The organism is Allobosea sp. P4_H5 (assembly GCF_056400825.1).
Window position 1 is genome coordinate 425,545 of record NZ_JBFUKM010000003.1, and the last position, 25,081, is coordinate 450,625.

At 66.0% G+C, this 25,081-nt stretch carries 25 protein-coding genes; 15 read left to right on the forward strand and 10 right to left on the reverse strand.

Annotated features, from left to right (window positions below; translation table 11 throughout):
- Positions 1–499 precede the first annotated feature (499 nt).
- The 3 genes from AC1DS0_RS08615 to AC1DS0_RS08625 form a co-directional block, all read right to left on the reverse strand.
- Positions 500–1,162 (reverse strand): hypothetical protein, encoded by a 663-nt coding sequence (locus AC1DS0_RS08615; protein WP_476813946.1) that lies wholly within the window; start codon positions 1,160–1,162, stop codon positions 500–502.
- Positions 1,163–1,646: 484 nt separating this feature from the next.
- A complete protein-coding gene (locus tag AC1DS0_RS08620) occupies positions 1,647–2,795 on the reverse strand; it encodes an alpha/beta hydrolase (protein ID WP_476813947.1) in 1,149 nt (382 codons plus the stop codon).
- Positions 2,796–2,967: 172 nt separating this feature from the next.
- The gene (locus tag AC1DS0_RS08625; RefSeq protein WP_476813948.1) at positions 2,968–4,776 is read right to left on the reverse strand and encodes a tetratricopeptide repeat protein; all 1,809 of its coding nucleotides are present in this window, start codon (positions 4,774–4,776) and stop codon (positions 2,968–2,970) included.
- A 77-nt stretch (positions 4,777–4,853) separates the two neighbouring features.
- On the opposite strand from AC1DS0_RS08625, the gene AC1DS0_RS08630 reads away from it, so the two are divergent.
- The 5 genes from AC1DS0_RS08630 (at position 4,854) to AC1DS0_RS08650 (ending at position 8,073) form a co-directional block, all read left to right on the forward strand.
- Positions 4,854–5,156: a hypothetical protein gene (locus tag AC1DS0_RS08630; protein WP_476813949.1), complete on the forward strand. Its 303-nt coding sequence runs from the start codon at positions 4,854–4,856 to the stop codon at positions 5,154–5,156.
- Between the two features lie 158 nt (positions 5,157–5,314).
- Positions 5,315–5,758 (forward strand): hypothetical protein, encoded by a 444-nt coding sequence (locus AC1DS0_RS08635; RefSeq protein ID WP_476813950.1) that lies wholly within the window; start codon positions 5,315–5,317, stop codon positions 5,756–5,758.
- A 36-nt stretch (positions 5,759–5,794) separates the two neighbouring features.
- Positions 5,795–6,247: a hypothetical protein gene (locus AC1DS0_RS08640; protein ID WP_476813951.1), complete on the forward strand. Its 453-nt coding sequence runs from the start codon at positions 5,795–5,797 to the stop codon at positions 6,245–6,247.
- Positions 6,240–7,472 (forward strand): HlyD family secretion protein, encoded by a 1,233-nt coding sequence (locus tag AC1DS0_RS08645; RefSeq protein WP_476813952.1) that lies wholly within the window; start codon positions 6,240–6,242, stop codon positions 7,470–7,472. Before AC1DS0_RS08640 ends, AC1DS0_RS08645 begins: the two co-directional genes overlap by 8 nt.
- Positions 7,473–7,587: 115 nt before the next feature.
- Positions 7,588–8,073, forward strand: coding sequence for a hypothetical protein (locus AC1DS0_RS08650; protein ID WP_476813953.1), 486 nt, complete (start codon positions 7,588–7,590; stop codon positions 8,071–8,073).
- On the opposite strand, the gene AC1DS0_RS08655 is transcribed toward AC1DS0_RS08650, so the two are convergent.
- Genes AC1DS0_RS08655 through AC1DS0_RS08685 form a run of 7 tightly spaced genes read right to left on the reverse strand, consistent with a single transcriptional unit; the run spans position 8,060 to position 14,175 of the window.
- Complete coding sequence (locus AC1DS0_RS08655) at positions 8,060–8,971, reverse strand: homocysteine S-methyltransferase family protein (protein ID WP_476813954.1); 912 nt, start codon at positions 8,969–8,971, stop codon at positions 8,060–8,062. The genes AC1DS0_RS08650 and AC1DS0_RS08655 overlap by 14 nt on opposite strands.
- 13 nt (positions 8,972–8,984) lie before the next feature.
- Positions 8,985–9,797, reverse strand: coding sequence for a GntR family transcriptional regulator (locus AC1DS0_RS08660; protein WP_476814028.1), 813 nt, complete (start codon positions 9,795–9,797; stop codon positions 8,985–8,987).
- Positions 9,700–10,470: an ABC transporter ATP-binding protein gene (locus tag AC1DS0_RS08665; protein WP_476813955.1), complete on the reverse strand. Its 771-nt coding sequence runs from the start codon at positions 10,468–10,470 to the stop codon at positions 9,700–9,702. The genes AC1DS0_RS08660 and AC1DS0_RS08665 overlap by 98 nt, the downstream gene beginning before the upstream one ends.
- Complete coding sequence (locus AC1DS0_RS08670) at positions 10,467–11,168, reverse strand: ABC transporter permease (protein ID WP_476813956.1); 702 nt, start codon at positions 11,166–11,168, stop codon at positions 10,467–10,469. The genes AC1DS0_RS08665 and AC1DS0_RS08670 overlap by 4 nt, the downstream gene beginning before the upstream one ends.
- A 3-nt stretch (positions 11,169–11,171) precedes the next feature.
- On the reverse strand, positions 11,172–11,897 hold the full coding sequence (locus AC1DS0_RS08675; protein WP_476813957.1) for an ABC transporter permease: 726 nt from the start codon (positions 11,895–11,897) through the stop codon (positions 11,172–11,174).
- 19 nt (positions 11,898–11,916) lie between these two features.
- Complete coding sequence (locus AC1DS0_RS08680) at positions 11,917–12,783, reverse strand: transporter substrate-binding domain-containing protein (protein WP_476813958.1); 867 nt, start codon at positions 12,781–12,783, stop codon at positions 11,917–11,919.
- Positions 12,784–12,822: 39 nt separating this feature from the next.
- The gene (locus AC1DS0_RS08685; protein ID WP_476813959.1) at positions 12,823–14,175 is read right to left on the reverse strand and encodes a M20 metallopeptidase family protein; all 1,353 of its coding nucleotides are present in this window, start codon (positions 14,173–14,175) and stop codon (positions 12,823–12,825) included.
- On the opposite strand from AC1DS0_RS08685, the gene AC1DS0_RS08690 reads away from it, so the two are divergent.
- From AC1DS0_RS08690 to AC1DS0_RS08735, 10 genes are all read left to right on the forward strand, one after another.
- The gene (locus AC1DS0_RS08690; RefSeq protein WP_476813960.1) at positions 14,140–15,261 is read left to right on the forward strand and encodes a trans-sulfuration enzyme family protein; all 1,122 of its coding nucleotides are present in this window, start codon (positions 14,140–14,142) and stop codon (positions 15,259–15,261) included. The genes AC1DS0_RS08685 and AC1DS0_RS08690 overlap by 36 nt on opposite strands.
- Positions 15,262–15,619: 358 nt before the next feature.
- Positions 15,620–16,414: an IclR family transcriptional regulator gene (locus AC1DS0_RS08695; RefSeq protein ID WP_476813961.1), complete on the forward strand. Its 795-nt coding sequence runs from the start codon at positions 15,620–15,622 to the stop codon at positions 16,412–16,414.
- A gap of 4 nt (positions 16,415–16,418) precedes the next feature.
- Entirely contained in the window at positions 16,419–18,482 is a 2,064-nt protein-coding gene (locus AC1DS0_RS08700; RefSeq protein WP_476813962.1) for a hydantoinase/oxoprolinase family protein, read from the forward strand.
- 5 nt (positions 18,483–18,487) lie between these two features.
- Positions 18,488–20,053 carry a hydantoinase B/oxoprolinase family protein gene (locus tag AC1DS0_RS08705; protein ID WP_476813963.1) on the forward strand — a complete coding sequence of 522 codons (1,566 nt, stop codon included), beginning with the start codon at positions 18,488–18,490 and terminating at the stop codon, positions 20,051–20,053.
- A gap of 94 nt (positions 20,054–20,147) precedes the next feature.
- On the forward strand, positions 20,148–21,287 hold the full coding sequence (locus tag AC1DS0_RS08710) for an ABC transporter substrate-binding protein (RefSeq protein ID WP_476813964.1): 1,140 nt from the start codon (positions 20,148–20,150) through the stop codon (positions 21,285–21,287).
- A complete protein-coding gene (locus AC1DS0_RS08715) occupies positions 21,284–22,030 on the forward strand; it encodes an ABC transporter ATP-binding protein (protein WP_476813965.1) in 747 nt (248 codons plus the stop codon). Before AC1DS0_RS08710 ends, AC1DS0_RS08715 begins: the two co-directional genes overlap by 4 nt.
- Positions 21,999–22,964, forward strand: coding sequence for a branched-chain amino acid ABC transporter permease (locus tag AC1DS0_RS08720; protein ID WP_476813966.1), 966 nt, complete (start codon positions 21,999–22,001; stop codon positions 22,962–22,964). The genes AC1DS0_RS08715 and AC1DS0_RS08720 overlap by 32 nt, the downstream gene beginning before the upstream one ends.
- Positions 22,961–23,764: an ABC transporter ATP-binding protein gene (locus AC1DS0_RS08725; RefSeq protein WP_476813967.1), complete on the forward strand. Its 804-nt coding sequence runs from the start codon at positions 22,961–22,963 to the stop codon at positions 23,762–23,764. Before AC1DS0_RS08720 ends, AC1DS0_RS08725 begins: the two co-directional genes overlap by 4 nt.
- Positions 23,757–24,635, forward strand: a complete 879-nt coding sequence (locus AC1DS0_RS08730) for a branched-chain amino acid ABC transporter permease (protein WP_476813968.1) — start codon at positions 23,757–23,759, stop codon at positions 24,633–24,635. The genes AC1DS0_RS08725 and AC1DS0_RS08730 overlap by 8 nt, the downstream gene beginning before the upstream one ends.
- Positions 24,636–24,663: 28 nt before the next feature.
- The gene (locus AC1DS0_RS08735) at positions 24,664–24,996 is read left to right on the forward strand and encodes a cupin domain-containing protein (RefSeq protein ID WP_441514503.1); all 333 of its coding nucleotides are present in this window, start codon (positions 24,664–24,666) and stop codon (positions 24,994–24,996) included.
- The last annotated feature ends 85 nt before the right edge of the window (positions 24,997–25,081 follow it).

Genomic DNA, 25,081 nt, shown 5'->3' on the forward strand with positions numbered 1-25,081 from the left:
GTGGAGCGAGTGAGTTCAAGCATGGCGACTGCCTGGCGTAACGTTCGACCCGCAACCCGCGGGTTGGACCGGGAGCTTCCTGCCGGTTTCAGCCACGCGACGAACGAGGTGGTGACTCGTTTTCCTTCGAACCGATCGTCAGCCCCAACCTGACTGTCGCCGACGAGCTCGCCATTCGCACTGGCGATCTGCTTGCGGCCTAAACTGAATAAACAGCAAAAGCCGCCTATCTGGACCCGATGAATCCCGCAAACCGTGAGGCAATCTGGGCTGCTTGACTGCCGGCTCTGACAGCTGCCCTAAAGCAAACACTCCGAACGTCGGCAATGGGCCATCATCGAACATCCGGCGCTGATTCAATGCGCCAACCTCCCCCTCAGCATATTGCTGGAGATGTGTTCTCCGGCGCTCTCGCCGGAGCTGGACGCGATGCTCGCTTCCTTCTGGATTTGAGCTCGCGCCCGACCTAGCCATCCATACGCCTCGATGAGCCGAGGGGTCAGTACTTCCGGAAGTGGAAGGCTTGTGCGAAGGTCAGTTCGACCATGTCACCGCGCCTCAGACGCCTGAGATCGTTCTGGATGACGGGGTCCGACACAGTATGGGTCCGCGCTCCGGCCGGTCCGACATAGTTCACGACGTTGGTTGTCGGATCGAAACTCTCGAACCTCGCGGTCAACGTCAGCGACCGCACGACGAACTTTTCCGGCAGGTTCTGGAAGGAGGGGTCGCTGACCGCCTCCGTATAGATGATCGCAGGCTTGGCACCCTTGCGAGCACGCTTGGCGCCAAGGATCACGCCTTCGACGCGCTGAACCTCGACCCTGTCACCGGGGCCGATGTTTTGCAGGTTTCCGAATACTTCCGGCACTGCGACCGGCCATGTTTGGCGGCCCTGCCGAATGACCACAATGCGCTCGGCGGGATTTACGGCGGCGACCTCGACATCAAGTCGCTCGACTTCCACCGGCCCGATACCGGCCACGATGACTGTCTGGCTCGTGACTGTCGGATTGGTCGCGCAACCCGCAACCCCCAGCCCGAGCGAAACTGCGACGATCACGCTCATGCTCTTCAACATCGGACATCTCCATTTTGCAGATCTTACGAACAATTTTCGGCTTTCGTCGGCGTCGAACTGCAAAGCCGAAATGAACGCCATTCGTCATTCCACCGCCTCATCGCTATCGGCCTGTACAAGCACCGGCAGCGCACCTTCCAAGTTCCAGCCGCGCCGCAAGCTGCTCAAAGCCCGTTGCGAGTTCGCATATGTGAAGTTGAACACCGTCAATCGCCCCGGGAAGCGAGATCGAAGCCGGTAGTTAGCGCCTGCCGGCTCGGTTCACCGGCCCACCACGGTTCATCGGCGTGCCGGGGCGTATTCCGACGCCGGCCGCACCCAAACCCGGTGTTACGACAGCGCGCCGAGCGACGGGTGCTCCGACCCGAGCGACGCAGCCTTTCGGGATGCCGACCGTCTTGCAGTAGACAACCGCCTCCGCCGGTTGGATCGGGGCTAGGGTCATGAGCCCGCCCAGCAGTGCCGAGGCCGAAAGGACAGAAAATTTCGCCGTCATGAGTGTCTCCTCCGCTGGTTTGAATGGGCGTATCGAATAGGTCTCCGGTCGTTCTGCGTCGGCTCGTGGCTATTGCGCGATGATCTTCAGCGGCAGGCCGAGAATCTTGATCGGTAGCGAAATGACGGTGCTCAGGGACTCTCCCATCGCCTCTTGGGCGGCGCCGGGCTTCCTGTCGACGCCCTGGGCCAATGCGTGCTCCAATTGCGGTGCAATGGCCGCGAGTTGAGCGAACTTGCCGTGATTGGACGAGTCCGTTGCCGCAACGTCCGACAGATCGATGACCACGGCGCCGAGCTCGGCGAGCTCCGCCGTGTTGCTTCCGGCGCCGAGACGCTCCTGGCCACCAGCGATGAAGCGCGAGGCGCCCAGCGCCTTGTCGTCCTTGGACAGGACGATGAAGAAGGGCTTCTTGGGTTTGCCGAAGCGCTGCATCTGCGACTTGAAGACATCGATGTCGATATCGGGCGCCGCCAGCACGAGGTTGCCGAGCTTGCCGACCTGCGCCAGTCCGCCGGAGATCTTGATCTGCCGAAGCGCCTCAACCGTGACCCAGTTACCCATCGAATGGGCCAGGATATTCACCTCTTCGGCGTCGCTCGCGAAGATCAGGCGGATGGTCCGTTCGAGATCGTCGCGCGCCGTCGTCGCACTGTTGTTGTCATAGACGTACTGCGTCAGCTCACCGCGCGACGCCCAGGTAAACAGCACCGGCACGGCGGGTGATTTGGCGTCGTGAACGACCTGGGCGAAACGGTAGAGCCCCTCGGCGAACATCGTGTTGTAGCCGTGGATGAACAGCATCACCTTGCGGTTGCCGCGCGGACGCGCGGCGAGCTGCGCATTGAGCGATCGGACGAACGCCTTCTCGCCGTCTAGATAGCCGGCGCGGCGAACGACGAAATCGGTCTGTGCGTTCCCCGGCGCCGTCGAGGCCCATTCGATTTCGCCCGACTTGTGCCCGGGAGGGACCGAGACTTCGATCCTGGCGAAATCCAGAGGCGTTGCGCGTTCCCCGCCGAAGAAGGTGCCCGGCCTCTCATCCCGCTTACGGGTCGTCGCAACCAGGATCGTGTGGGCCGTCCCCTTTGCGTCGATCGCTGCAACTGGGGCGAGGAAGCCGGTCTCCGGCCGGGTCCCACAACCTGCTCCCAGCACCGCCACGGCAAGCGTTGCGATGAGCCAGGTTCGAATTCTGACGTGCTCCGCTGTGGCCATGCACACTGCCGTTGCCCCGCTCTATCCGAAAAGGCCCCCACCGCGTCGGGGCAGCTAGCCTGTCGGAAGTTCGCTCTGGCCGCCTCGAAACACCGGATCGCCTTGTCCCCGATTAGCAGGGGCGCAGCTACATGGCATGTAGCATCCTGTATGTTCGGGGTGGCCCCGGCGCTCAGTGCTGCGGGGAAGCGCCCCCGAAAGCGGTCTCCGCCGCCGTCGTGGCCGGCAACGGAAAGCCGGCCTTCCGCGCGCCTTCGGCCAGGTGGGTGGCATCTTCCAGCCGGTAGTTGCGCTTGGTCATCTCATGCTCCCAATCCTCGAAGAATTTCGGGAGCAGGCGGAGGAACTCGCCTTTCGCCGCCGCCGCCTGCGGCTTCCTGTCGAGCTGGGCGTAGATGATGGCGGCGACGAAGTGGTAGAGTGGGAACTTGTTCAGGCTGACCTGCCGGATCAGCGCTTCGGCGCGCCGATAATCGCGCTGCATATAGGCGTGATGAGCCAAGACCCCATTATAAAAGTCGGAATGCGCGGGATTACGGGCAAGTGCCTGCTCCAGCAGAGCAGTGCCGCGGGCCCAGGCGCCGACTTGCCCCACGCGCGTACCGAGCTCGGCGAGCAACTCGGTGTCGTTCGGATTCAAGGCCACGGCCCGCTCGCCGATTTCGAGCGCTTCCGCCGGTTGCTGGGAGAAGAACAGCGCCATCATGAGTGCCTGAAGCGCCCGCACATTTGCGGGATCGAGACGGATTGCGCGGCGCGCTGCATCTGTCGAACGCTGAATGGCCGCTGGCGAGCCCGGCTTTGGGTTGAAGCCGAAGCGATTCTCGTCGAGATACAGGATCGACAGCATCGCCCAGCCGGTTGCATAGCCGGGATTGGCGGCGACGGCCTGTTCGAGGCACCCGCGGACGGCGCCATGGCTCTCGGCGGAGAGTGCGGTTCGATAGCCGTAAAACCTGAGGGAGCAGGCATAGGCCTCGAGATTGTCCGGCGCCTTCGCGCCGGTCCGTAGTTCGTCGGCCTGGAAGATGATGCCGTAGGGTTGCGCAATGGCGGTGGCGACTTTCTGCGCTACATCGTTCTGGATTGTGAGGAGATCGCGCACATGCAAGTCGTTGTCATAGCTCTGGGACCACAGCACTGTCCCAGTCCTCGCATCGAGCAGCCGGCCAGTGACCCGCAGTTGATTGGTCGCGGCGCGAACGCTTCCCTCCAGGACATATCTAGCACCAAGCGTGCGATAGATCTGCGCTGCATCGGCGCCGGGCGGGATATTCCGAGAGGTTTCGCGCCCGAGGACCGACAGTTCCTTGAAGCGCGCGACCTGGCTCATGACCTCCTCGGTCAGCCCTTCGGCATAGATCTTCGCCTCCGGGATATCGCCGAGATTAACGAACGGCGTGATGGCAAGAGTCGATACCGCCGGGGCTTCGATCGTCGGCTTGGGAACGTCGCGTGGGCCGCTCAACACAGCGATACCGATGAACAGAATGGCGGACAGGACCATGCCGGCTCCGAGCCAGGCCACACGTCGCTGCGGCGGCGGCAAGGAAGCCGGGTCGGGCGCAGGCGACACTGGGGCTAACGGCGCGGCCTGCCGGGCCGCACGCAACTCGAAAAGCGGCACATAACCGCCCTTTGGAATGGAGATGGTGACGGAATCCGCCGCTCCGGCGATCAGATAGTAGCGCTCCAGCGCGCGCCGCAGTCGCCCGGCCTCGATCCGCACCACCGGGTCGTTCTGGGCATCGAAAGCGGAATCGCGGTCGAAGACCTCCGTTCCGACGGTGTAGGCCTTGATGCGGGCCGCGCGTCCCGCCAGCGTTTCCTCGACGATATAGCGCAGGAACTTCTTGGCCCGGCCCGGGATGTTGAACTCGGGACTCGCGATGAGCCGGTCAAGCTCCGCCCGCACGTCGTCTGCCGAAGGCAACGCGCGCGCCTGATCCGTTCCATCGGCGATGCTGTGGCCGTCGAGCATAGGACCCCCAGATCCGTTCCGACATTGCGCCAGCGTATCCTACCGTAAACTACTCCCGGGTTGCCAGCTACAGCGCAATGCTCCCGATCGTGAGGTGGCGCATCCGCATCGCCTTCAGCAGCCGTCCGGTTTGCATCATGGATCGAAACCTGCTGGTCGCCGTCGCCCATTTTCCGGATCGGGGACATGCCATTGAGGAACTCGCCAGGACGAACGAGGAATTCTGTTCGCTTTGCACCGATCTCGCCGAGGCCAAAGCGGCACTTCTGCACTGGGAGCAATCGTCGTCCCCCGTGAAGGAGGCTCGCACCGTCGAATATCGCAGCCTGATGAACGAACTCGCGGCCGAGGTCGAGGCGACATTGGATCGCTATCGATAGGGCCTGCCAGCGAAAGTTCGGTCCTCGATTGCCTTTCATGACTGGGCTCGCCGCGCTTCAACCGGCGGCGGATCCGAAAGCCGATTATCCGAGCTCCCGAACCAAGCTTGGGCTCAGTCGGCCCGAGACGCGCAAAGAACAACCATCCGGAGAACACCATGATTGTCAGGATAGCGGCCCTCATTCTGAGCTTCCTGCTGGCTGGCGGAGGCGCCTACGCACAGGCACGCCCCAGCGGCCCGCCCAGCGCCACCGTTCGCATCAAGCAGCTCCAGGTCGCCTTCGTCGGCTCTGGGGCGATCGGCGGTGGCACACTCCGCTTCCACAACCGCAGTTATGACATCACCATCGGCGGCCTCGGCATCGGCGGCATCGGCGCGTCGCGACTAACGGCGACCGGCTCGGTCTATGGCCTGAACCAGGTCGAGGATATCGCGGGCGCCTATGTCCAGATCCGTGAGGGCTGGGCGATCGGCGGCCAGGGCCGCGGCACGCTCTGGCTGCGCAATGCCAAGGGCGTGATGATGCACCTGGCGACGCAAAGGAGAGGCCTGCAGCTTTCGTTGGGCGCCGACGGCGTCCTGATCGGATTCAAGCAGTAGGTCCGCCCGTAGCTTCCCGAAGCCAGGGATGTCGCCATGAACGCCGCCGTGAACCCCACCGCCCCTCACCACCTGCCGAGCTTCATCACCGCACCGGGGGGAACGGACTACCTGATGGTGGTCGCGGCGATCGTCCTCCTCGGAGCGGTGCTGGGCATCGGCCTGCTCTTCCTACGCCTCCACACCTTGCCCGAGCGGATGGCGCACAAGACGCACAAGATCCAGTTCGAGATCGTCGCCGTTCTCGGGTTGCTCGCGCTCTTCACGCATGTCCATGCCTTCTGGGTCGCGGGGCTGCTGCTCGCCCTGATCGACCTGCCCGACATTCCCGGGATGTTCGGCCGCATGGCCGGCTCCCTTGAAAAAATGGCCGGTATCGCGCCGGGCCGGGGCGGCGACGCGGCATCAGACGCAGAGGCCGCCCTGCCCGGGCCGGAGGGAAACACGCTGGACGCGGGCGCCGGCATTGAGGAGAAGAACCATGCTTGAGCTTCTCGTCTGCGCGCTCTTCACCATCCTCCCCGACTATCTCTATCGCCGCTACCGCCAGGGCAAACGGTTCGGTCGCGAGATCACGTTCTACTCAGTCTGGTTCGAGCTGCGCTGGGGCATCGTCACCTGCGTGATGCTGACCGTCGGCCTGATCACGGTGATTTTCTACAACCATCCGTCGACGACCAGCGCCACGGTCTTCTTCCGAACGGTGCCGATCGTGCCGGAGATCAACGGCCGTGTTGCACAGGTGCATGTCGGCGCCAGCGGTAAGGTCGCGCAGGGCACGCCGATCTTCACCCTCGACAGTACCAGCCAACAGGCGACGGTCGAGACTGCGCGGCGCAAGTTCGCCGAGGTCGATGCCGCGCTCGTCGTCGCGAAGGCCGATATCCTCAGCTATGACGGCAAGATCCAGGAAGCGAAGAGTGCGCTGCAGCAGGCGCTCGACGAGCTGCAGACCAAGCGCGAATTGAAGCGCCGCAACGACGACATCGTCGCGACCCGCGAGATCGAGAAGCTCGAGAACATCGTCGCTGGCCGCGAGGCGGCGGTCGCCTCGACGACGGCATCGCAGGGCGCCGCCCAGACTAAGATTTCCACCTTGCTTCCGGCCGAACGCGCCAGCGCCGAGGCTGCACTGGCCCAGGCCGAGGTCGAGTTGGCCAAGACCGTGGTGCGGGCTGGCTTCAACGGGCATATCGAGCAGTTCACGCTGCGGCCCGGCGATGTCGTCAACCCCTTCATGCGCCCGGCCGGGATCATCATCCCGGAAGAAGCCGGCCGCGGGCGGTTGCAGGCCGGCTTCGGTCAAATCGAGGCTCAGGTCATCAAGGTCGGCATGGTTGCCGAGGTCACCTGCATCTCGAAGCCATGGCAGGTGATTCCGATGGTTGTGACGGGCGTGCAGGACTTCATCGCCGCGGGCCAGCTCCGCAGCGGCGAACAACTGATCGATGCCCAGCAAGTGGTTCGGCCCGGGACGATCCTCACCTTCCTCGAACCGCTCTACCAGGGCGGACTCGACGGCGTGACGCCCGGTAGCAGCTGCATCGCCAACGCCTATAGCAGCAACCACGACGTGATCGCAGCGAAGGACACCGGCACGCTGCGGCGCATCGCGTTGCACGCTGTCGATGCTGTTGGCCTGGTGCACGCCCTGTTGTTGCGCATCCAGGCGCTCGTCTTGCCGGTCAAGACCCTTGTCTTCAGTGGCCACTGACGGCGAGCGGCGGATGCCGCTCGTAGCAATAGACCGGAGCTAGGGGTGAAACCTGATGGGCGGTGATCGGCTAGCGGCATCGGAGCGTCCCCGCCGCCAGTCGGCGAGAGGGGGCATGGCGGGGCTGATTGCGTGGCTCTATGGCTGCTTCCTGCTATGCGCGATCGCGGGCGCCGCCCCTCCCGTTTTCGCCCAAGCACCTCAACCTCCGGCGGGGCTCAGCAAGGCGCAGTTCGACGCCCTGGTCGATGCGATCGGCGATGCCGTCGCCCGGAAGCTGAATGTCCGCCCGACTGACAAGAGCGCCGCGACCACGCCCGCAATCGTCCTGCTCGGCCTTCCGCATCGCTACCAGCCCGACGGCCAAGACAGCAAGGACACGCACATCAGGTTCGGTAATGAGACCGCCCGAAAGCTGACAGCCTCTGAGTCCGCAAACGGGCCAACTTCTAACTTGCGGCCAGACGCTGAGCTGAAATGCCAAAAAGCGGACGCTCCAGGCGTCAGCTATGGGCACCCAAGCCCGCCTTCTTTCCGGATGGGATGCGCCAGAAGCGGAACTTGGCACTTTGGCCAGGAGCGGACGTTCAATCGGCTTTGAATTCAGAATGGAGCGCGCAGATCGAATCCGGGCCGATGCCGCAGCAACCGCCGATGATGCGTGCCCCGCGGCGGCGCCAATCTCGCCCAAAGTCACGATAGGTTTGGCCCCCGACATCGTCGCGCAGGTCGCTGAGGCCCTCGTTGGCCGCAGCGTTCCCGGTTTTTTCCGGGAAGGCATTGGCATAGACGCCGATCGGGAGCCCGGTATCGCCGAGCACGGAGCGCGCGACGTCGACAGCCGGGCCCATCACCTCCGGCAGGCTGCAGTTGAAGAGCACAGCGGCGGCTCCAGCCTTTCGGACAGCGGCGACGGCCTCCGCGACGCTTTCACCGGAGCGGAGTGCCGGCAGGCAGCCGACACCGCACGCATCCTGCAGTGTGAAAGAGATCCAAATCGGCTTGCTCGTGGGGACGACCGCCACGCATGCCGCCAACGCTTCTTCGATGCAGCTTTGCGTCTCGGCGAGGAAGTGATCCACGGATGGCAACAGCGCCTCGATCAGCACCGCCAGCATCTCGGGAGCCCGCTTGGCGTCGAAGAGATCAGGCCGATAGGAGCCGAACAGCGGCGGGAGCGATCCGGCCACTCTGATGGTGCGCCCGCTGCGCCGCAACTCCTCATCGGCGGCGCGCCGCGCGAGTTGGCCCGAAAGAGCGGCCAGCCGCGCGCCATCCTGCGCAAAGCGCTGCTCTCCGATATGGAAGGGCACGACCGCATAGCTGTTAGTGGTGATGACTTCGGCGCCGGCCTCGATGAAGGCGCGGTGGGCCGCGACCACAGTCTCCGGCGCCTCCATCAGCGCCAGCGCGGACCATTCGGGCTGGCGGAACGGAGCGCCCATACGCTTGAGTTCGCGGCCCATCCCACCATCGAGCACGATCACCTGATCCGCCATCACCAACCGCTCTTCACGACGCTGTTTCCGAAAACGTGCCGCCAGCCGCCATGAGTCCCTGATATCCATCGAGATCCGCAGCGAGGCTGGGGTCGATATGGGCGCGCACGGCCCGTTCGGCCTCGTCGGGCGTGCCGCGCGTCACACCCTCGAACAAGGCGCGATGATCGGCCTCAAGCGGGAAGCGCGCTGGCCAATGCGTTTCGGACCAGCGATAGAGCCACTCCATCTTGGTGGAGAGTGCGCCGTAGCGCTTGATCAGATGACGGTGGCGCGTGGCCTCAACGATCGCCCGATGAAAGCCGAGATCGGCCGCGACACGCTCATCGATCGAACCGGTTTCCGCCGGCGCCAACTGCGCGAAGGCGGCCGCGATAGCACCTTTAGACTGCTTCTCGGCCCGTTCGGCGAGAATGCGGGCCGCGAGCCCCTCCATCGCCTCGCGCAGCGTGTAGATTTCCCAGATGACCTGATCGTCGAGGCTGGCGACGCGCCAGTTGGAATAGGGCGCGCGCACGACGAGTTCGTCGGCCTCGAGCGCGAACAGCGCCGTGCGCACCGTGCCGCGCCCAACGCCGAGCCGGGCCGCCAGAGCGATCTCGGTCAGCACTTCGCCCGGCAAGAGTCGGCCGCGCACGATCTCATCGCGGAGGCGGCGCATCGCAACATCCGCGAGGCTGAGCCGCTCGATCGGCTGCTGGTCGCTTGTCAGCGGCATGACGACCTCCTCAGCCTCCGCGCTGCATGCCGACGAAACGGCGCGTGCGTTCGGATTGCGGATCGAGAAAGATCTGCTCAGGCGTACCCTGCTCTTCGATACGTCCATTTTGCAGATAGATGGCGTGGTTCGAGACCTCACGCGCGAAGGCCATTTCATGTGTCACGATCAGCATCGTGCGGCCTTCCTCGGCCAGTGCCCGGATGACGCGCAGCACTTCACCGACGAGCTCGGGATCCAGCGCCGAGGTCGGCTCGTCGAAGAGCAGCGCGCGCGGCCGCATTGCCAAGGCCCTGGCGATGGCGACACGCTGCTGCTGGCCGCCGGACAGATGCGCCGGCCAGGCATCGAACTTGTCGGCGAGGCCAACCTTGGCGAGCATCGCCTCGGCCTCCTCGCGGCACTCGGCGCGGGGGCGCCCCTGCACATGCAGCGGTACCTCCATGACGTTCTGCAGCGCCGTCATATGCGGCCAGAGATTGAAGCTCTGGAAGACGAAGCCGAGCTGGCCGCGTAACCGGCGGACGGCCTGCCGCTCAGCCCGCGAGAAGCGGTGTCCAGCATCCTTGATACGGATCTGCGCGTCGCCGACGCTGACCTCGCCCTGATCGGGAATCTCTAGAAGGGGGATGCAGCGCAGCAGGGTGCTCTTGCCGGAGCCGCTGGCGCCGATGATGGCGATGACCTCGCCGTCGCGGGCCGCGAGATCAACCCCGCGCAGCACCTCCTGGCTGCCGAAGCTTTTGTGAATATGCGTCAGCTTGACCGTGATCGGCTTCATGCCACGCTCCGGGCGCTGGTCGGGCGGCGATAGGGGGTGAGGCGCTGCTCCAGCAGATCGACCGCCCGCGCGATCACCGTCACCAACACGAGGTAGATCACCGCAGCACAGAGGAAGATTTCGACGGCGCGATAGGTTTCGGAGACCTCGGCGCGCGCGATACCCGTCACTTCCATCAGCGTCACCACGCTGGCGAGCGAGGTCGCCTTGACCATGCTCGTGATCTCGGCGCCGTAAGCCGGCAGGGCCTGGCGGAAGGCCAGCGGGAGCACGATGCGGCGCAGCAGCGTCGGCCGCGTCATGCCGGCGACGCGGGCCGCTTCGATCGCTCCGGCAGGCACGGCACGAAGGCCTCCCCGCAGAATCTCGGACGTATAAGCCGCGTCGTTCAGCATCAGCGAGAGCAGCGCGCAGACATAGGGCTCGCGCAGCAGCGGCCAGAGCACGGAGTGGCGCACGGCCGAAAACTGGGCGAGCCCGTAATAGATCAGGAAGATCTGGATCAGCAGCGGCGTGCCACGGAAGATGTAGACGTAGAAATCTGCGATGCGCGCGCCGAACCAGGACGAGGCTCTCAGGCCGGAAAGGCCGAGCGCGATCAGGCCACCACCGAGCAGCGACAGCACCGCCAGCAGCAGCGTCAGCGGCAGGCCGGCGAGCAGTTTGGGGAACGTTTGAGCGATGAAGGCGAAATCCATCGCTCAGCCTCGTCCGGCTGCGGCTGGCTGCCCTCGCATGGAGCGCCATTCGGCGATGCGAAACAGAAAACCCGAGATGGTGGTGATGGCGAGATAGATCGCGCCGCCGGCGAGGAAGAACAGGAAAGGCAGCTCGGTCGAGTTTGCGGCGACCGTCACGGCGCGCAGCGTCTCGACCAGGCCGGTGACGGAAACCAGAGCCGATTCCTTGATGACGGACTGCCACTGGTTGCCGAGGCCCGGCAGTGCCGTCCGCAGCGCCAGCGGCGCGATGATGCGCCGGAACATCGTCCAGCGGCCCATGCCGGTCACGCGCGCTGCCTCGAGCGTGCCTGGTGCGATGGCGTGGAAGGCGCCGCGCAGCACCTCCGCCTGCGTGGCGCCCGACAGAAGGCCGATGGCGAGGCAGCCGGCCGCGAAGCCGCTGATCTCGACCGTCCCGACATGCCCGAACTGCTTGGCGACGGCAGATACGATCTGCCGGCCACCGAAGTAGAACAGATAGATGACCAGCAGGTCCGGGATGCCGCGCATGACGACGCCGTAGCCCTGCGCGAGACGCTGCACCGGCGCCGCTCCGGCGATCCGGGCCCAGGCGAGCAATGTGCCCAGTCCGAGGCCGAGCGCAAAGGCACAGGCCGAGACAGCGAGCGTCATCAGCCCGCCATTCAAGAGCGCATGGCCCCAGCCCTCGGGGCCAAAGCCGAGCAATGTCAGGCTGTCATCCATCCCGCTGGATCCGCCTGCGTCAGCTCGCGGGGGTAATATCCATTTCGAACCACTTCAGCGCCAGCTTCTTCAGGGTCCCGTCGTCCATGGTCGACTTCAGGGCCTTGTCGAACATCTCTTTCAGTTCCGGATCGCTCTTTCGCACGCCGACCCCGGACCCCACGCCGAGCAGTCCCCCGGTGAACAGGTAGCCGGACTGGATCATCTCGCCGTTCGACTTCTTGGCGTTGGCCTGGATGTTGATCTGCGAGGCCATCACCGCATCGACGCGGCCGCTCTTGAGGTCGAGGAATGTGTCGGGCCCGGACGAATAGGTCCGGATGGTCAGCACATCCTTGAAATAGCGATTGAGGACATCGTTCTGAATGGTCGAGACCTGCACGGCGACGGTCTTGCCGGCGAGGGGTTTGGCGAGCTCGTCGATCGCCTTCTTGGCGGCAACCTCATCCGCGAAAGGCACACGCGGCGCGCCTGTGCCGGGCAGCAACTTGATGCTGCCTTCCTTCATGATCGCAAAGCCCGAGCCGGCGGCAGCATAGGGACGGGAGAACGCGATGACCTCCTCGCGCTTCGGCGTGATCGAGACCGCGTCCATGACGGCGTCGTATTTGCCGTCGGTCAGGCCGGCGATCATGCCGTCCCAGGCCTGGGCGATCATCTCGCATTTCACGCCCATGCGGATCGACAGTTCTTGCAGCAGCTCCGGCTCGAAGCCGATCAGGCGTCCGTCCGGGGCATGCATGTTGTAGGGAGGAAAGGCGCCCTCGGTGGCGACGCGGATGAGCTTCCATTCCTTTGCAGTGGCGGAGCGCGGGGCGGCGCCGAGCACCATGCCGGCTGCAGCGCCGAGGCCGAGCTTGAGGAAATCGGAGCGTGTGATCGTCATGGCGAGGTCTCCGGTGCCTTGTCAAAAATGGCTGGGGGATCAGGACAGGATGTCGAGTGCGGTGCGGGAAAGCGCCGCGACGCCGAGCCCGATGCAGCGCTCGTCGGGTTGGTAATCGGAATTATGGACCCGGTCGTCTCGGCCGGGCTGAGACGAGCCGACCAGCAGCTGGCATGATGGGATCCGCTCCGAGAAATAGGAGAAATCCTCGGCACCGAAACGGCCCTCGAGCTGGTCGATCCGGCCGGCACCGAACTGGGCGCTCAACGAGCCGATCACCGCGTCGACGACATTGTCATCGTTGATCAGCGCCGGAGCGCCGCGCTTGTAGTCGATCTCGCAGGTGACGCCCATGGAGGCGGCGACACCTTCGCAGATGCGGCGGAAGGTTGCTTCCATCGTATCGCGGCTTTCCGGCGAGCGGCAGCGAACAGTGCCCAGGAAGAGGCAACTGTCGGGGATGATGTTGTGCGTCGAGCCGCCCTGGATGTGGCCGATCGTCAGAACCGCCGAGCGCGTCGGGTCCATGACGCGCGAGATCGCGGTCTGGAGCTGCATGACCATCGCCGACGCCGCCACGATCGGATCGAGCGCGGAATGCGGACGGGCCGCATGGCCGGACCTTCCACGCACGATCACGTCGAACTCATCGCTCGAGGCTGTGGATGCTCCCCGAATATAGCCGAAACGGCCGACCGGCATTTCGGGCCGGTTGTGGAAGGCGAGCGCGATGGCGACGCCGTCGGCAGCGCCATCGGCGACCATAGCGGCGGCTCCGCTTTCCACAGTCTCCTCCGCCGGCTGGAACACAAGCCGCACGCTGCCTCGCAGCTGAGGCGCCATCGCCTGCAGCACGGAGGCGACGCCGAGCAGGGTTGCCGTGTGCAGGTCGTGGCCGCAGGCGTGCATCTTGCCGGGGATGGTGCTGGCGAAAGGAAGCCCCGTCCGCTCCTGCATCGGCAGCGCATCCATGTCGGCGCGGATCAGCAAGCAAGGGCCAGGTGCCCCGCCGGCGATCTCGGCGACGACGCCGGTGCGCCCGACCCCACGCTGCGGCGCGAGCCCGATCCGCTCCAGTTCACGCGCGACGAGCTCGGCCGTCCGCACCGTCTCGAAACCGACTTCCGGGTGGGCGTGGATGTCGCGCCGGACCGTGATCAGCTGCGGCTCGATGGCCGCAACGTGCCGATCGATGTCGGCGGCGGGATCGTTGGGGCGGTCGGTGGACATCTTGGCTCTGACGGACGGTAAGGGAGACCGAACGTCGCACGGATCCTCGGCCATCGCAATTGGATCGAGGATCGACAATCGACAATAGGTTTCTAAAGTGAGCCGACCCTGGAGCAGAATATTCCGATGCGCGCCGCAACCATTCTCGCCCAGCTTGATCACGTAGCCGATCCTTCGACAGGAGGGCTGGTGCCATCGATCCATCCCGGCGTGACCCATCGACGATCCGGCAGCAATGGCGCGATGGGCTATGCCCGCTCGGAAAACGCAGGGGCGAAGCTCGTCGAGACCATTCTTCGCCAGCTCGATGGCGGCGAAGCGGCTGCTGCCTTCGGGGCGGGCGCTGCTGCTGCTCAGGCTGTGCTCGCAACCCTCAGGCCGGGCGATCGGCTGCTGATCGACAGCGGCCTCTATTACGAGTTCGGACGCATTATCGGGGCCTTCGCCGAACGCTTCGGCTTGGGACTGCAGCGGGTCAACCTTTGCGATCCCGATGCGGTTGCCTGGTGTCTCGCTGCCGCGCCTACGCGGCTCGTCTGGGCCGAATGCCCGAGCAACCCACTCTGGCGGGTGCCGGATCTCGCTGCGCTGGCGGCGCTCGCGCATCGTCACGGCGCCCAGCTGCTGGTCGATGCGACGGCGGCGACCCCGGTGCTCTGCCGGCCGCTGACGCTGGGCGCCGATCTCGTGTTGCATTCGGCGACAAAGTATCTGAACGGCCATGGCGACCTGGTCGCTGGCGTCCTCGTCGCATCCGAAAACAACGCGTGGTGGCGTGAGATCGTAGCTGCCCGCGAGGATCAAGGCAGCATTCTGCCACCCTTTGAGGCCTGGCTCCTCCTGCGCGGCATGCGATCCCTTGCGCTCAGGATGGAACGCGTCTCCAAGACGACCTGGGCGCTTGCTTCATGGCTTGCAACCCAGCCCCAGCTGCGGGCCGTGCATTATCCTGGCCTGCCGCAGCATCCGCAGCACGAACTGGCCCGCTGCCAGTTTGAGGGGGGCTTCGGCGGTATGCTCTCCTTCGAGCTGGATGATGCTGCGGCAGCCATTGCGCTGTGTTCCCGCGCTAGGGTCTTCCGTTTATCAACCTCGCTCGGATCGCCCGAGAGCCTGATCGAGCACCGGCGGGGCACGGAAGGAGAGGCATCCGACTGTCCACCCGGCCTCGTGCGGCTATCGGTCGGCTTAGAGCATCAGGATGATCTCCACGAGGACCTTCGGCAGATGCTTTGCCCCAACGGTTGATCTTGCGTAGGCCACAACCTCGAACAGGCTTCAGATCCCGTCGTCGCCGTTGGCTGACGTCAGCCAGGCGGCCAAATGCGCCAATTGCGGACGTCGGGCGATTGTCCAGCTGCAGACGTTCGGTGCCGCCCGCGACGGTCCCTCGGCGATTCCTTGCAGATCTGGGCGATGTGTTTGGGCAGCACTGGTTGGGTGCGCCTCATCAGCCTCGCCAATCGACCATCGCGCCAATCCAAACGTTTGACCGCTCCCGGCGTGGCAGCCTTGCCGGCATCTTGACAGCAAGATCGATTAGCTCGTAGCGTATCAAATAATAAAATGACATTTCAATATATGAAATGCATTGAGAGGAACGCTCTTGCCGACGGATCAGCCAAAAGCTGCGGGGAAACCTGCGCCTGCCGGCACCAGCACGCTCGATCTCGCGCTTCACGCGGTCGAGTATCTGGTGCAGCAGAGCCGTCCGGCTTCGCTCGCCCAGATCGCCGATGCGCTCTCCGCCTCGAAGGCGACGATCTATCGCCACCTGGTGACGCTGCAGCGCCACGGCTTCGTCCGGCAGGAATCCGAAACCGGGCGCTATGAGGCCGGGATCAAGCTGATGGTGCTGGGTGAGGCCCTGCGGCAGCGCTTCGACATCGTCTCGGCAGCGCGCGAGGAGCTGATGACGCTTCGCGACCGCAGTGGCCAGGCTGTCACACTCTGCGACGTGATCGACGAGGAGTTGATCGTCCTGGAGCTGATCCAGGGCCGCACGATGATCGAATTCGCCATGCGGCCGGGCACCCGCCTCGCCTTTCACGCTAGCGCGCATGGCAAGATCTGGCTCGCCTTCGGCTCGCCGGAGCGTCGCCAGGCCGTTGCCGGCGGCAAGCTGGAAGCATGGACGCCGCACACGATCGTCTCCGGCGAGGCGCTGCTGGCGGACATCGCGCTCGTCCGCGAGCGCGGCTGGGCAACGGCGCCCGATCAGGTGATCACCGGCGTCAACACGCTGGCGGCCCCCGTCTTCGACCATCGCAAGGCACTGGTCGGCTCGATCGCCATCGTCGGCGCGACGCAGTTCATCCCGCCCGTTCCCGATCCCGAACAGATCCGTGAAGTCGTCAGCAGCGCCGCGCGCATCTCGCGCGGCTTGACCTGGAAAGACTAAGAGCATGACCTATTCGCTGGCCGTCGACATCGGCGGCACCTTCACCGACATCGTCCTGCGCGATTCCCGCGGCGGCCTCAGCGTCGACAAGACGCTGACGACGCATCACGACCTGCTGGAAGGCTTCTTCCGGGGCGTCGATTCCGTGCTCGACAAAGCCGGTATCGGCGCGGACGCAGTCGACGGTGTCGTGGTCCATGCCACGACGGTCGTGACCAACGCGCTGATCGAGCGCAAGGGCCTGCCGACAGCGCTCGTCGTCACCGAGGGCTTCAGCGACGTGCTCGCGATCCGCAACGAGCACCGCTACGACATGTACGATCCGCAGATCGAGTTCCCCGAGCCGCTGGTCACGCGCGAGCTGACCTTCGGCCTGAAGGAGCGCGTCCTCGCCGACGGCACGCTGGCGCTAGCGCCGAGCCCGCAGGACATCGCCAGGCTCGCAGCCGAGATCCGCGCCAGCGGCGCGCGCGCCGTCGCGATCTGCTTCCTCAACAGCTTCGCCAATCCGGACAACGAGGCGCTGGTCGCGGCCGCCCTGGCGCGCGAACTCAACGACGTCTTCATCTGCACCTCCTCGGAGGTCGCGCCGCAGATTCGCGAATACCAGCGCGCCTCGACGGCGACGGTGAACGCCTATGCGATGCCGATCTCGCAGCCCTATCTGAAGCGGCTGAGCGACCGGCTGCGCGGCGAGGGCTTCGCCAACACCCCGCTGATCATGCTGTCCTCCGGCGGCGTGGTCGGGGCCGAGACGGCGGGCCGGAACCCGGTGCGGATGATCGAGAGCGGACCGGCCGCGGGCGCGCTCGCGGCCTGCCATTATGCCGAGCTCCTCGGCATCAACCGGCTGATGTCCTTCGACATGGGCGGCACCACCGCCAAGGCCTGCCTGATCGAGAACCGTACGCCACTAATCACCGGGCTGTTCGAGGTCGACCGTCGCTATCGCTTCCGCGAAGGCAGCGGCCTGCCCGTCACCGTGCCTTCGATCGACCTGATCGAGATCGGCGCCGGCGGCGGCAGCATCGCCCATGTCGACGATCTCGGCCTGCTCAAGGTCGGTCCCGAGAGCGCCGGCTCCGATCCCGGCCCGGCCTGCTATGGCCGCGGCGGCCGCAATGCGACCGTCACCGACGCCGATCTCGTGCTCGGCCTGATCGATGCCGAGAACTTCCTCGGCGGCGACATGTCGCTCGACAAGGCGGCCTGCGACGGCGCCATGACCCGGCTCGGGCAGGCGCTCGACCTCAGCCCGGTGCAGGCGGCACGCGGCATCTACCGCGTCGTCACCGAAGCAATGGCCTCGGCGGCGCGGACCCATGCCACCGATCGCGGCGTCGATTATCGCGGCCTGCCGCTGTTCGCCTTCGGCGGCGCCGGGCCGCTGCATGCCTGCGGCGTCGCCGAATTGCTGCAGAGCACCAGCGTGATCGTGCCGCCGCAATCGAGCGTGCTCTCCGCTTTCGGCACACTCGTCACCCCCGTGCGGCTCGATCTCGTGCGCAGCGACCTGACGCGGATCGACCAGCTCGACTGGACACGCGTCGACCGCGTCCTCGGCGATCTCGAGAAGGAAGGGCTGACGGCGCTGGGCGAATCCGGCTGCGCGCCCGCCGAGGTCACGATCCTGGTCGGTGCCGACATGCGCTATGTCGGCCAGCAGCACGAGGTCACGATCATCTTCGAAGCCGATCCGCGGCTCGGCCGCGATACGGGCGCGCTGACTGCGCAGTTCGAGGAGGCCTATCGCACGCTCTACGGCGTCAACCCCTCGCATGTCCCGATCGAGCTGGTGACCTGGCGTGTGGTCGCGCGCGGCCCCCTGCCCCAGTCCGCCGGCCGGACCGTGCCCGCGATCGCGCCCGGGACGCCCAAGCGCCACCGGTCGGTCCATGCCTGGGAGGACGGCCAGTCGGTTCCTGTCTACGAGCGCTCGGCGCTCGCCACCGGCCAGACCATCGCAGGCCCCGCCATCATCGAGGAGCGCGAGACCACGACCGCGCTGCCGCTCGGCTGGAGCGCGACGATCGACGCGCTCGGCTGCATCGTCGCCACGAAAGGTTGAACCCGATGGCAAGGTCACATCCGATGGATGGCGTCGAGCTCGAAATCCTCTGGTCGAACCTGATCGGCATCGTCACCGAGCGGGCCAAGGCGCTGCAGCGCATCGCCTTCAGCCCGATCGTGCGCGAGGCCGGCGACCTCGCCTGCGCCCTGTTCGATCAGCGCGGGCGCATGGTGGTGCAGGCCAACACCGGCACGCCCGGCCACATCAACTCGCTCGCCTTCGCCGGCGCCCATCTGGTGCGCCTGTTCAAGGATCGCTGCGAGCCCGGCGACGTGCTGATCACCAATGATCCCTGGCTCTCGGCCGGGCACTTCTTCGACATCACCATCCTGACGCCGATCTTCGACGGACAGAAGCTGCTCGCCTATATCGGCTCGACCATCCACCACACCGATATCGGCGGCTATGGCATCGGAGCGGGTGCTCGCGACGTCCATGAGGAAGGCCTCTGGATTCCGCCGCTCAAGCTCTATGAGCGCGGCAAGCCCAGCCAGATGCTGCACGATATCATCCGCCACAATGTCCGCACGCCCGACGCCGTCTTCGGTGATCTCTCGGCGCAGGTTTCGTCCGGCGAGGCCGCGGCTGAGCATCTGGTCACGCTGTGCGAGCGCTATGGCATTGCCGACATCGAGACCCTGTCGGACGAGATCATCAGCCGCTCCGAGGAGGCGACGCGCAACGCCATCCGCAAGCTGAAGCCGGGCACCTATCACGGCGAGGCGGTGTTCGACGTGCCGGGCGGCGAGGTCATAACGCTCAGGACGGCCGTCACGGTCGATGCCGAGAACGGCTCGATCATCGTCGACTTCGACGGCTCTTCGCCGCAGACGACGACTGGCATCAACGTCGTCCTGAACTATACCCACGCCTATTCGACCTTCGCGATCCGCTCCTGCCTCAATCCGGAGCTGCCGAACAACACCGGCTCGCTGGCGCCGATCGAAGTCCGGGCGCCGGTCGGCTCGATCGTCAACTGCGCCTATCCGGCGCCGGTGAATGCGCGCCACGTCGTCGGCATGTATGTGCCAATGCCGATCCTGAAGGCGTTGCATCAGGTCATGCCCGAGCGTGTGCTGGCGGAAGGGTCGGGTGCGGTCTGGACCATCCAGATCCAGGGCCGTAAACCCAGCGGCGAGCCCTTCACCTCGTCGATGTTCAACTATTCCGGCGGCATGGGCGCCCGCGCCGGCAAGCCCGGCCCCAGCGCGACCTGCTATCCGACCGGCGTCGCGGCCGTGCCGATCGAGATCCTGGAAGCGGCGATGCCGATCGTCTTCGACCGCAAGGAATTGCGGCCGGGCTCGGGCGGCAAGGGCCGGATGCAGGGCGGCGACGGCCAGATCATCCAGTTCCATGTGCTGACCGAGCATCCCTGGCTGCTGAATGCCGTGCCGAGCCGGCTCGACCGCGGGCCTGACGGCATCGATGGCGGCCTTGCCGGCGCGCCCGGCCGCTTCCTCGTCAACGGCAAGTCCGTCAGCGAGGCCAGGAAGCTGACCATGCAGGCCGGCGACGTTGTGCTGCTCGAGACGCCGGGCGGCGGCGGCTACGGCAAGCCGACCTGATGGCGGCCGCCACCAGACTGAACAAGCCTAGAAAAAGGCAGGGCCTCGCAGCGGGGCCACGAGCCGGGATCACGCAAAACGGGGAGGACGGATGATGAAGCAGACCCTTTTGGCGGCAGGCCTTGCCGCAAGCCTCGCACTGGCTGGCGCGCTGCCCGCCAGAGCCCAGGAGCCCTATAAGATCGGCGTCTCCGCCGGCCTGACCGGCTATGCCGCGACCGTCGACCGTGCCTGGCGCGACGGCGTCGAGCTTGCCGCTGCCGCGCTCAACGCCAAGGGCGGCGTGATGGGCCGCAAGATCCAGGTCGTCGTCGAGGACAACCGCTCGGAGCCGCAGGAGGCGGTGACCGTCTACCGGAAGATGCTGAGCTCGGACAAGGTCGACGTCTTCGTCAGCGGCTGCGTCTCGGCCGGCAATTTCGCCGCGGCCGGCCTGCTGCAGCGCGCCAAGGTGCCGATGATGCTGTGCTCGATCCTGCCGACGCAGGCCGAGCATCTGGTCTGGGCCTTCAGCACGCTGCCGCCGGCCGGCTTCGAGGTCGACAAGCGCCTGGAATACCTCAAGGAGAAGACCCAAATCCGCAAGATCGCGGTGCTGCACGACCCGACGCCCTACGCCAACCTCCAGAAGAGCGTGGCCGAGCGCAACGCCGCCAAATTCGGGCTCGAAGTCGTCTCAGTCGACCAGTACAAGCAGGACGACGCCGATCTCAGCGTCCAGATCAGCAAGGCGCGCTCGGCCGGCGCCGGGGCGATCCTGAAGATCGGGCTCGGCGGCACCACCCTGACCGCCGCCAAGAACATCAAACAGCTCGGCGCCGACATGCTGCTGCTGACCAGCCTGGAAGACCTCGCCGTGTTCGGCCCGGTTGCCGAGGTGCTGGGCGACAAGTTCTTCTTCGTCGCCTCGCCCTCGCAGGTCTACGAGGCGCTGCCGGAAGGCGCGCTCAAGGCCAGCATCAAGGGCTTCCTCGATCCCTGGCGCGAGAAATTCAAGGACCGTGACCCGAACTGGGCCTCGCGCGGCTGGGACGGCGTCATGCTGACGGCCGCCGCGATCGAGAAGGCGAAGTCCTTCGAAGGCGAGAAGGTCCGCGCCGCCTATGAAGAACTGAGCGGCTTCCAGGGCACGACCGGCATCTACAACTTCAAGCCGGAGCTGCACCAGGGCATCACCGAAAACCCGTTCGTGCTCGCCACGATCGAAGGCGGCAAGGTCAAGGTGGTGCAATGAGCCTTGCCGCCGCGGCCGTGCCCCGGGCGGGGACTGCCCCGCCCATTCTGACCGCAACCGCCCTCTCGGCGCGCTACGGCCATATCCATGCGCTGCATGGGGTCGACCTGCGCATCGGCGAAGGCGAGCTCGTTGCCGTGCTCGGCCCCAACGGGGCCGGCAAGTCGACGCTGCTGCGCGCGATCATGGGGCTGTCGGCCAATGGCGGCGAGGTCCGCTTCCGCGGCGAGGCGCTGCCGCGGAACGATGCGGTCGCGGTCGCCGCACGCGGCATCGTGCTGGTGCCGGAGGGGCGCGGCCTGTTCGCCCCGATGAGCGTCGCCGACAATCTCGAACTCGGCGCCTATCGCCTGCGCGACAAGGCCGAGTTCGCCCGCCGCCGCGAACGCGTCCTGACGCTGTTCCCGCGCCTGAAGGAACGGCTCGGCCAGGCCGCAGGCTCGATGTCGGGCGGCGAGCAGCAGATGCTCGCGCTCGGCCGCGCACTGATGGCCGGGCCGAAGCTCCTGTTGCTGGACGAGCCCTCGCTCGGCCTTGCGCCGCGCGTCACCGGGGAGATCCTGGAGACGCTCGGCCTCCTCAACCGCGAAGGCCTGTCGATCGTGCTGGTCGAGCAGAAGGCGCCGCTGGCGCTCGAGCTCGCCAACCGCGTCTACCTGCTTTCGCTCGGGCGCATCGTCGCCGAACTCGATCCGCGTGACATCACCTCCCATGACGACCTCGCCCAGCATTACTTCGCCTGAACGGCGCTCGTTCGGGCTGGTCGGCCTGCTGCCCTGGCTCTTCGCCGCGATCGTGGTCGGCTACGCCATGGTGGTCGGCGGCTATGCGGCGACCGTCGTCTCCTTCGCGCTGATCTATGCGGTCTTCGTCACCGGCCTGAACCTGTTCATGGGCTTTGCCGCGCAGGTCTCCTTCGGCCAAAACGCCTTCGCCGCGATCGGCGGCTATCTCTCGGCTGTGCTGACCGCCAGCCATGGCTGGCCGCCCCTGCCCGCCATGCTGCTGGGCATCGTGGCCGCCGTGCTGGTCGCCGCGATCGTCGGCTTTCCGACACTCAGGCTGAAGGGCCACTACCTCGCCATGGGCACGCTCGCCATCGGCCTGATCACCTATGAGATCACGGTCGAATGGCAGTCGGTGACGCAGGGCTATATGGGCATCTCGGGCATCCCTCCCTTCGGCATCGGCCCCTATGAGGTCACCTCGGATCGCGGCCAGCTGATCCTGCTGTCGCTGGTCGTCGCGGCCTGCGCCTTCGCCGCCGCGCGCATCCGGCGTTCGCGTTTCGGACGGGCGCTCTCGGCGGTCGCAGGCAGCGAGGAGGCGGCGACGGCGCTCGGCATCGAGGTTTCCCGCTACAAGCTCATCGCCTTCCTGCTCTCGGCGGGCTTCGCGGCGCTCGCCGGCTCGCTCTTCGTCCATGTCGTCGGCTTCGTCAGCCCCGAGGTCTTCGGGCTGCACATGGTCATCGTCACCTTCACCATGCTCTATGTCGGCGGGATCGGGACGGTTGCCGGCCCGCTGGTCGGCGCGCTGATCGTCAGCCTGCTGCCCGAGACCTTCCGCGCCTTCAAGGACTATCAGGACCTGGCCTATGGCGCGGTGCTGATCGTGCTGCTGATCTATGCCCCGCGCGGGCTCGCCAGCCTGTTTTCCCCGCGAGGCCGCTCATGATCCGGCTCAGACTGGAAGGGGTGACGCGCCGCTTCGGCGGGCTCGTCGCGGTCGACGACGTCTCCTTCGAGGTGCCGGCCGAGGGCGTCACCGCGGTGATCGGACCGAACGGCGCCGGCAAGACCACGCTGTTCAGCCTGATCTCCGGCTTCCTGGCGCCGAGCGCCGGACGGATCACCTTCGAGGGCAGGGACATCACCGGCCGACCGCCGGCCGAGATCGCTGCCGGCGGGCTGGTCAGGACCTTCCAGCTCGTCAAGCTGTTCGAGGATCTGAGCGTGCTCGACAACGTCAAGGTCGGCTGCCATCTGCAGGGCAAGGCCGGACTGTTCGCGGCGCTGCTGCGGCCGGCGTCCGCGCGCCGCGAGGAACAGGCGGTCGAGGCGCGCTCGCGCGATCTCCTCGCCTTTGCCGGCCTCTCCGCCTTCGCGGACGAACCCGCCTCGGCCCTGCCCTATGGCCGCCAGCGCATGCTGGAGCTGGCGCGCGCCATGGCCGCAGGCCCGCGGCTCATCCTGCTCGACGAGCCGGCCGCCGGTCTCAACACCGAGGAATCGGCGGCCCTGTCGCGGATCATTCGCCGCATCGCCGAGGACGGCACCAGCGTGCTGCTGATCGAGCACGACATGACGCTGGTGATGAACACCGCCGACCGCGTCGTCGTGGTCGATTTCGGCCGCAAGATCGCGCAGGGCACCCCCGCCGAGGTCCGCGCCGATCCCGCGGTGATCGCGGCCTATCTCGGCATGGGCAAGCCTGCTGCCGGGGAGTCAGCCACACAGGAGGCGGCCCATGGCTGACTGGTCCTATATCCCGCAGGTGCTCGTCAGCGGGCTCGGCATCGGTTGCGTCTATGGGCTGATCGGCATCGGCTTCTGCGTCATCTACAACGCCAGCGGCATCGTGAACTTTGCCCAGGGCGCGTTCGTGATGCTCGGCGGCATGATCACCCAGGTGCTGTTTGCGCGGAACGGCGTGCCGCTGCCGGTCGCCGCACTGATCGCGGTGGCTGCGGTCGCCATGCTCGGCGTCACGATCGAGCGTGTCGTCGTCAGGCCACTCTGGAACCGCAAGGCGACGATGTTCGTGATGATCCTGGCGACGCTCGCCGCCCAGATCGTGATCGAGCGACTGACCCTGATCGCAGTCGGCGACCAGCCCAAGACCCTGCCCGTCTTCACGGACCGGCCGCCGGTGATGATCGGTTCCGTCGCACTCGGCTACCAGCTGATCTGGATCATCGTCGGATCGCTCACGATCGTGGGCGCACTCGCCGCCTTCTTCGGCCTGACGCGCACCGGCAAGGCGATGCGCGCCTGCTCGATCAACCGCGAGGCCGCGGCTCTGCAGGGGATTCCCGTCTCGCGCATGCTGGCGCTGGCCTTCGCACTGAGCGCGGCGCTGGGCGCCATCGCCGGCATCCTGATCACGCCAACGCAGTACACCGCCTTCAATGTCGGTGTGCCCTTTGCGATCAGCGGCTTCATCGCCGCGATCGTCGGCGGTTTCGGGCGTCCCTTCGGTGCCTTCCTCGGGGGACTGCTGCTCGGACTGTTGCAGGCGCTCGCCATCGTCGGCCTCGGCGCGGGGCTGAAGAACGTCGCGGCGCTGTCGGTGCTGCTGCTGTTCCTGTTCATCCGCCCGTCGGGAATTCTCGGCGCGGCCAAGTGACAATCAAAGCGACAATCGGAGAGTTGCCATGGACATCCACAAGATCGACTGGAGCGGGATCCCCTGGACGCCGGTGCGCCCGGGCGTTGACCGCAAGGCGTTTTCCGGCAGTGCCGCCACGCTGGCGCTGCACCGGCTGATGCCTGGCCATGAGCCCAAGCCGCACAGCCATCCCCATGAGCAGATCGCCTATATCGTCAGCGGCACGATCCGCTTCGTCATCGGCGGAGAGGAGCATCTGATCGGCCCGGGAGGGCTGGTCGTGATCCCGTCGAATGTCGAGCATTGGGGCGAGGTCGTCGGCGACGAGCCAGTGATCAATCTCGACGTGTTCACGCCGCGCCGCCCCGAATACGCCTGAGCCGCGCCCCTGGGACTTTCAGTCCGCAACGCGCAGGCAACAACCATCTTCAATGCGAGAGCCATCGGACCTGTCGCAACTGATG

Coding starts and splice junctions, on each gene's coding strand:
- AC1DS0_RS08615 (WP_476813946.1), bottom strand. CDS start 1,162: ATGGCGTTCATTTCGGCTTTGCAGTTCGACGCCGACGAAAGCCGAAAA.
- AC1DS0_RS08620 (WP_476813947.1), bottom strand. CDS start 2,795: ATGGCCACAGCGGAGCACGTCAGAATTCGAACCTGGCTCATCGCAACG.
- AC1DS0_RS08625 (WP_476813948.1), bottom strand. CDS start 4,776: ATGCTCGACGGCCACAGCATCGCCGATGGAACGGATCAGGCGCGCGCG.
- AC1DS0_RS08630 (WP_476813949.1), top strand. CDS start 4,854: ATGCTCCCGATCGTGAGGTGGCGCATCCGCATCGCCTTCAGCAGCCGT.
- AC1DS0_RS08635 (WP_476813950.1), top strand. CDS start 5,315: ATGATTGTCAGGATAGCGGCCCTCATTCTGAGCTTCCTGCTGGCTGGC.
- AC1DS0_RS08640 (WP_476813951.1), top strand. CDS start 5,795: ATGAACGCCGCCGTGAACCCCACCGCCCCTCACCACCTGCCGAGCTTC.
- AC1DS0_RS08645 (WP_476813952.1), top strand. CDS start 6,240: ATGCTTGAGCTTCTCGTCTGCGCGCTCTTCACCATCCTCCCCGACTAT.
- AC1DS0_RS08650 (WP_476813953.1), top strand. CDS start 7,588: ATGGCGGGGCTGATTGCGTGGCTCTATGGCTGCTTCCTGCTATGCGCG.
- AC1DS0_RS08655 (WP_476813954.1), bottom strand. CDS start 8,971: ATGGCGGATCAGGTGATCGTGCTCGATGGTGGGATGGGCCGCGAACTC.
- AC1DS0_RS08660 (WP_476814028.1), bottom strand. CDS start 9,797: ATGGACGTATCGAAGAGCAGGGTACGCCTGAGCAGATCTTTCTCGATC.
- AC1DS0_RS08665 (WP_476813955.1), bottom strand. CDS start 10,470: ATGAAGCCGATCACGGTCAAGCTGACGCATATTCACAAAAGCTTCGGC.
- AC1DS0_RS08670 (WP_476813956.1), bottom strand. CDS start 11,168: ATGGATTTCGCCTTCATCGCTCAAACGTTCCCCAAACTGCTCGCCGGC.
- AC1DS0_RS08675 (WP_476813957.1), bottom strand. CDS start 11,897: ATGGATGACAGCCTGACATTGCTCGGCTTTGGCCCCGAGGGCTGGGGC.
- AC1DS0_RS08680 (WP_476813958.1), bottom strand. CDS start 12,783: ATGACGATCACACGCTCCGATTTCCTCAAGCTCGGCCTCGGCGCTGCA.
- AC1DS0_RS08690 (WP_476813960.1), top strand. CDS start 14,140: ATGCGCGCCGCAACCATTCTCGCCCAGCTTGATCACGTAGCCGATCCT.
- AC1DS0_RS08700 (WP_476813962.1), top strand. CDS start 16,419: ATGACCTATTCGCTGGCCGTCGACATCGGCGGCACCTTCACCGACATC.
- AC1DS0_RS08705 (WP_476813963.1), top strand. CDS start 18,488: ATGGCAAGGTCACATCCGATGGATGGCGTCGAGCTCGAAATCCTCTGG.
- AC1DS0_RS08710 (WP_476813964.1), top strand. CDS start 20,148: ATGAAGCAGACCCTTTTGGCGGCAGGCCTTGCCGCAAGCCTCGCACTG.
- AC1DS0_RS08715 (WP_476813965.1), top strand. CDS start 21,284: ATGAGCCTTGCCGCCGCGGCCGTGCCCCGGGCGGGGACTGCCCCGCCC.
- AC1DS0_RS08720 (WP_476813966.1), top strand. CDS start 21,999: ATGACGACCTCGCCCAGCATTACTTCGCCTGAACGGCGCTCGTTCGGG.
- AC1DS0_RS08725 (WP_476813967.1), top strand. CDS start 22,961: ATGATCCGGCTCAGACTGGAAGGGGTGACGCGCCGCTTCGGCGGGCTC.
- AC1DS0_RS08730 (WP_476813968.1), top strand. CDS start 23,757: ATGGCTGACTGGTCCTATATCCCGCAGGTGCTCGTCAGCGGGCTCGGC.
- AC1DS0_RS08735 (WP_441514503.1), top strand. CDS start 24,664: ATGGACATCCACAAGATCGACTGGAGCGGGATCCCCTGGACGCCGGTG.